Genomic DNA, 5,779 nt, shown 5'->3' with positions numbered 1-5,779 from the left:
GATGTGTGTTCGATGACCGGAAAGGGACAGATCGTGCAGAAACGTCGATCATTGCTGGGCGCGATCACAACTATGGCGCCCGCCACTTCTTCCAGGGGAGGAAGTACGTGTGGCAAGAAATTGGCGATCGCCATGGCAACGCGGGTGCCCGTCGCCATGGCGATCACGGCGACGCTGATCGTCGGCCTGGGGACGTCGGCGCACGCCGATCCCACACCGCCGGAGAACACCATCGTGATGACGGACACCCCGCCTCCGGGTGAGGTCCTCGCTCCGCCGGGCCCGAACTGCGGCGGGATCACGGACCCCTGCGGCATTGTTTACAATCGCACCGGCGGCACACTGGAACTCAGCCGCGACGCCAACAGTCACTTCGCCTGCGGCGCCATCGGCCCCTTCCGCGACCTGCCCAACGGGCAGAACTCCAACGCGTATGGGTGGCCCCACTGGCCGGATGTCGACTGCGTCCGTTCCCGCAGCGCCTATATCGTCACCAACGGGCGGCTCTATGCGCCCGGCAAGTGGATCAGGATTTGGACTTCCCACTGGTTCTTCGGTGTCTGACCATGCCGGACCCTGACACGCTCCCTCCCGAAAGCGTGTCAGGGTCCGGTGCTGCTCCAGGGTGACGCGCAGGCGCTGGTTTTGCCCGTAGACCTCATCCCCGCTCACCCAGCTCGCCGGCGCCCCCGCCTCGATCGACTGCCCGGTGCGCGCGACCGACCCGCCGTGGGCCCCGTCTGTGCACAAGGGGGATTCGGCGGCGTTCGTCGGGGACATCACGCTCCCCGACTGCACGCGCGTCGGCCCCGGCCAGACCAAGGCCAAGGTATAGCGGCTCAAGAACGTCGGGACCATGCCGTGGAAGGGATGTTCAATTCCCCCTGCCTGTTTCGTGTGGTCCGTTGTATCCCGTCTCGGCCAGTGAGAACACCGGCCCAAACGAAGGAAGACACATGCTGAAGAGACTTGCGAGAGGCGCGGTCGCCCTCCCTCTGATTTGCACGGCGCTCCTGGCCGCACAGCCCGCCCACGCCGCGAGCGGAGGCGGCTGCACCGGCGCGTATCCCATCAGTTCGTGCATCTCGGTCAGCGGCGTCAGCGCGGTGGCGGACTTCTACATGAACGCCACCCCGGACACCAGCCGTTGCTGGGCCCAGATGGAAGTCCGTACGACGACCCACGGCACGACATGGTCCTCTAGGTACCGGATCAGCCGCACGGGACGGTTTGGTCCCATTTCAGTCAACATCAACTCGATGCCGTGGAAGAACGGTTCCGCCGTCAACGTTGTCCACGTCACCACATGTAGCGGTTCCGCTCACGGTGACTTTACCAGCCCGCGCGTTTATTACTAGGCGGCGCATGGGCTGAGGGCTGGGCGGCATGCGGTCGCTCGGCCCTCGGTAAACACCGAAACACACGCCCTTCTCACCGTGACGCTTTGCCGGTCAACGGCGGCTGGCCCGCAGCGGAAGCGGATCGGCTGGTTACCAAAGAATTGCGCGAGCTGCTCCAGTGGGGTGCCGCCGCAGTTCAAAGCGGCGGCATTGCGGGAGTTCCATGGACTCTTGAGCCTTGTTCCTCGCTCGTCAAGAAACTCGGAGAGGGCGAAAAACGTGAAAAGAATGGTTCATGGTGCGGCGTCGTAGTACTGGCCGGGATCATCCTGCCGATGGGTGTGTTAACGGCCCCGGCAGCCGCCGCGGGCCGAGCTGACTGCCCATTGCCGTCGCCGTTGACGTCGTCGGGATTGTGGCTGCCCTTGCCCGTGCGCGGTGGAGTCGGCGACGGCATCGACTTCCGGGGACGACGGTGACACCGGAGGTAACGTGGCCGGGGATGGGGGCTTTCGGTAATCCGTCCGACCCGGACACCTTCTCGCACCTGTTCTCCAAGCCGGTCAGGAAGGCGGGGTTCGGGCACTGGCACCCGCACGGACTCCGGCATTCAGGGGGCTCGCTCATGCTCGCCCAGGGGACCCCGTTGTACGTCGTCCTCGATGTTCTCGGGCACGCGAGCATCGCGATCATCAAAGACGTGTACGGGCACTCATGGAGGGCGACAAGCGGGCGGCGGCGGAGGCCATTTCGAGCGTCTCCTGCTGGGGAAACCGAAGCGGGTGGCTCCAGAGTGGCTCCCACGGACACCGAAGGGACCGGTCGAGGTACAAAACGAGAAAGGCTCCTGAGGGCGTCATGCCTGTTCAGGAGCCTTCTTCGATGTGCGCGGCCGAGAGGGTTCGAATCCCTGACCTTCTGATCCGTAGCCGGTTCGAGGTTGTCCACGGGCGTCCATGGCTGCCATGGGCATCTGCTCGGCAGCCCTCTTGGCCTTGATCGGCCTCCAGGGACGTACACCGGTGTCCAGGAACGCTGTTGGCGCCGGTGATGGCAAGGTCCGTCAGATCGGTGACTCTTCCGTGACGGTACGCCGACGTTGTCGCTCAACGATCAGCCGGAACGCTGGATCACAGGCACAAATCCGCCCTGGACCTCCCGCTCGCCAAGGTTTCCCAGTCGTGTGAGTCGACGATCAGCACGACTGCGCCACCGGCATGTTCCACGGCGTCCAGCCATGCGAAGCGCTCCTCGGCCTCGTTCAGACGGACGACGCCTTCGACGTGACGAGTACGCGCCACCAACCGCCCTTGGCCCGTCCAGACAACTGGCGAGGAGAAGCGGTGACATCGATCCGGCCCGTGCCCCCGGCGGCGAGGCGTACGATCCTCTTCTCCGACCGGGCATCAGAGCTTGCCGAGCCCGCGAGCCAGGATGGTGGCGGTCTTCGCGATGGCCTTGTTGTCGGTGGCGAGGCCCGGGGTTCGGGTGGTGTAGATCGTCATGATGATGGGGGCCGCGCCCTTCCCGGGCCAGATGACGGCGATGTCGTTCCCGCCACCGAATCCGTCGGAATTGGTGCCGGTCCTGTCGCCGATCGTCCATGCCTTGGGCAGACCCGCCCGGATGCGCTCGGCTCCGGTCCTGTTCGCGAGCAGCCAGGCGTTGAACTGCTCCCGGTCCTCGGCGCGCAGCGCCTTCCCTGTCGTGAGTACGAGCAGATCACGGCCGATGGCGGCGGGCGTGGTGGTGTCGCGCTTCTCCTTGGGGGTCCAGTCGTTGAGTTCGGGGTGCCAGCGGTCCATGCGGGAGGTCGGGTCCTTCAGCGTACGGAAGTACTCCGTCAGGCCTGCGGGTCCGCCGATCTGCTTGAGCAGAAGGTTGGAAGCGGTGCCGTCGCTCAGGGTGACGGCCGCCTCGCACAACTGGGCAACGGTCAGGCCGTTCTCGACGTGCTTCTCGGTGACCGGCGAGTTGGGCTTCATGTCGGCGGACGTCCACTTGACGAGCTTGCTCATCAGGCCGGGCTCGGAGGTGCGCGCCTTTCGCAGCACGGCCGCGCAGAGAGGTGCCTTGAAGGTGGACAGCAGCGGGAAACGCTCGCCTGCCCGGTACTTCACCGACGTGCCGGTGGCCGTGTCGATGGCGTACGCGCCGATGCGGCCCTTGAAGGACATCTCCAGCCTGTGCAGGTCCTTCCTGACCTGCGCCTCTCTCGAAACCGCTATTGGCGCTGCCACCACTGTCGCGGCCGACGCCGGGCCCACGCCAGGGACGCCGCCGGACAGAAGGGAGATCGCCAAGGTGGTCGCGGGCAACGCGGTCGCGAGCCGGCGGATGCAGAGGTGCCGCATGTCGAATCCTCACTTGTCGCCTGTCAGAGAGCAGGGGGCAGAGCAGGCGTGATCAGACGATGTCCAATGGCAACGTTGGGAGTTGATTGATATCAACCTCTATATGAGAGCTGCTCAGACACCCTCGTCTGCCGCAGGCCACACCAGCCTCGCACAGCGACAGCATCGGCTGGTGGAGGTATCGGGAGCCGTATCCGTCCGGCAGGCAAAGCCCACGTCGCTGACAAGGTCACCGCCATGCGGGCGCTCGGTCGGCAGCCCACGATGATCGTCGGCGGTGACCGAGCCCACCGACCACCGGCAGTGCCCTCCCTCTTCCGCCCTGACCTCTTCAAGGCTGCTGGGAAAGCGCATACTTTTCGATCTCGTCTCCACCACGCGGAACGGCACGCCGGTCTAGCCACGCAACTTCAATTGGGCCTTCGCGGCGCGCTACCGCCGGGCGGGCGTACCGACGATCCGCGTCCACGACATCCGGAGCGGTTCACCGGGCGCATGCCGGAGGGGGAAGGGACGCGGGTCGGCAACGGCACGAAAGGCCTCCGGTTCCAGCCCGGAGGCGCGCCAGTCTCGCAGATGCAGACCGTAGTATTTCGCTGCTGTACGGATACGAAAGAGGCCCTCCGGAGGATCCCAGAGGGCCTCTGAGCTGCTCCTCGACCTGTGCGGTGGCCTCCCGGAGTGCGGTTTGTCGCGCAGCGAGTTCATGTTGTAGATCCTCCATGGGGGTGGAGGCCGTGAGAAACACCGTGTTGACCTTCTGAATGCGGCGGGGGAGTACTGCACTGGGATTTTCCGCTGCTTGCGCGAGGCACTGCCTTGCCCAGCGTGCGTTTAGGAACGCGAGCAAGAGCACCGAGGCGGCCCCGGATCGCGATGGGAGGGCGCTGCAGACCCTGCGTGCCGACGCAGACGCGCGAGCCGAGCTGGACTGGCTGGTCGCGGTCGCCTCCACCATCGTGCGCGCCCACCAGCGCGCCGCCGGGGCCAAAGAGGGGGACCACAGCAGGCCGAGCCGGCGGATCACGCCCTCGGCCGACCCCGCGGCGGACCGACCAGCAGGATCCATCTGGCCTGTGACGGCCGCGGCCGTCCGCTGGCGTTCGTGGTCACCGGCAGCAACGTCAACGACTGCACCCGCCTGGAACAGGTCCTGTACGCCATCCGTGTGGCGGGTGACGCCGAACTCCTCGGGCACCTCGGTAGCCAGCACGCCCGCAGCTACGCAGCAGGCCAACGGCCCCCGCCACGCGCCGTGGGGGGACCGGTCTGGGTCTTGCCGAGGTGCCCGTACACACTCCCGACCGCCTTCGGGAGGCTCCGGCAACAGCGCGGTACCAAAATCGTCTACCGCTCGACGCTGCGAGCGCTGGCCGCCGAAATGTCAACGCCCCCGTTTGTTTACGATCGGCGTGAGCAGAAAGGCGCCGCGCCGTCCGGCCAGGACAGACGCGAGGGCCCACACACCGGCCCCGTCGTCATGCGATACTGAAGTAGACCTCGCACATGGGGTCGCCGTTAGAATTCTTAAAACAAACCACGTGTTCGTCGTTGTGCAGCCTCGTCCAAACGCCTTTTTTCTTCCATCCCACGAGCGTTCCTCTCACCTTGACCACGTAGTCGCGGTCGTTGAAAGTGACCGCGTCGACGTCGATCCTCCCGCCGCCCCGGTGGCTGCCAGGAGCCAGCGCCTTCTGTTCGCACGTAGTGTGCCACGGGGAGGCGGTCGTGCCGCCGTTCCCGTTCCATACGTCGCACCAGTGTGGGCCGCCGGTGCCCAGCACCTCGGTCGTGTGGATGGTCCACGGGGAGTTGTTCTGCGCCTCGCCGCACGGCCCCCATCTGCACCCGCCGGCCAGAGCAGGCGAGGGCGACGCGAGAACCGCGACGGATGCGACTAGCGTGCCGATGATCGGCATCACGAGTCGCCTGATCGTTTTGTTCAAACCTTCCTCCTTGATCATCTGTTCTGCCTTTGCCGACCAGGCATGCCGCCAGGGCCGGCGCAAGGCCTGACCGGTCACGGTTGGTGCCGGTCAATCCCTTATCGGGATAGATCCGGTCGGCGCCAACGCTTTTCCCGTG

General features: G+C 65.9%; 6 protein-coding genes. 3 read left to right on the top strand and 3 right to left on the bottom strand.

The window, feature by feature from the left end; all coding sequences use genetic code 11:
• From ACWEF2_RS31385 to ACWEF2_RS31375, 3 genes are all read left to right on the top strand, one after another.
• The coding region (locus ACWEF2_RS31385) for a hypothetical protein (protein WP_453819871.1) at positions 1 to 564 on the top strand (564 nt) is incomplete at its 5' end.
• A 392-nt stretch (positions 565 to 956) separates the two neighbouring features.
• Positions 957 to 1,358, top strand: a complete 402-nt coding sequence (locus ACWEF2_RS31380; RefSeq protein ID WP_453819870.1) for a hypothetical protein — start codon at positions 957 to 959, stop codon at positions 1,356 to 1,358.
• A gap of 484 nt (positions 1,359 to 1,842) precedes the next feature.
• Entirely contained in the window at positions 1,843 to 2,262 is a 420-nt protein-coding gene (locus ACWEF2_RS31375) for a tyrosine-type recombinase/integrase (protein WP_453819869.1), read from the top strand.
• 208 nt (positions 2,263 to 2,470) lie between these two features.
• On the opposite strand, the gene ACWEF2_RS31370 is transcribed toward ACWEF2_RS31375, so the two are convergent.
• The 3 genes from ACWEF2_RS31370 to ACWEF2_RS31360 all read right to left on the bottom strand — a co-directional run bounded on the left by ACWEF2_RS31370 (position 2,471) and on the right by ACWEF2_RS31360 (position 5,658).
• Entirely contained in the window at positions 2,471 to 2,641 is a 171-nt protein-coding gene (locus tag ACWEF2_RS31370; RefSeq protein WP_453819868.1) for a hypothetical protein, read from the bottom strand.
• A 105-nt stretch (positions 2,642 to 2,746) separates the two neighbouring features.
• Positions 2,747 to 3,694, bottom strand: coding sequence for a class A beta-lactamase (gene bla / locus ACWEF2_RS31365; RefSeq protein WP_453819867.1), 948 nt, complete (start codon positions 3,692 to 3,694; stop codon positions 2,747 to 2,749).
• 1,478 nt (positions 3,695 to 5,172) lie between these two features.
• Entirely contained in the window at positions 5,173 to 5,658 is a 486-nt protein-coding gene (locus tag ACWEF2_RS31360; protein ID WP_453819866.1) for a hypothetical protein, read from the bottom strand.
• Positions 5,659 to 5,779: the final 121 nt, after the last annotated feature.

Source organism: Streptosporangium sp. NPDC004631 (genome assembly GCF_053601935.1).
The sequence above is the reverse complement of the archived record's forward strand: the minus strand, read 5'-3'. Positions and strand labels throughout refer to the sequence as shown.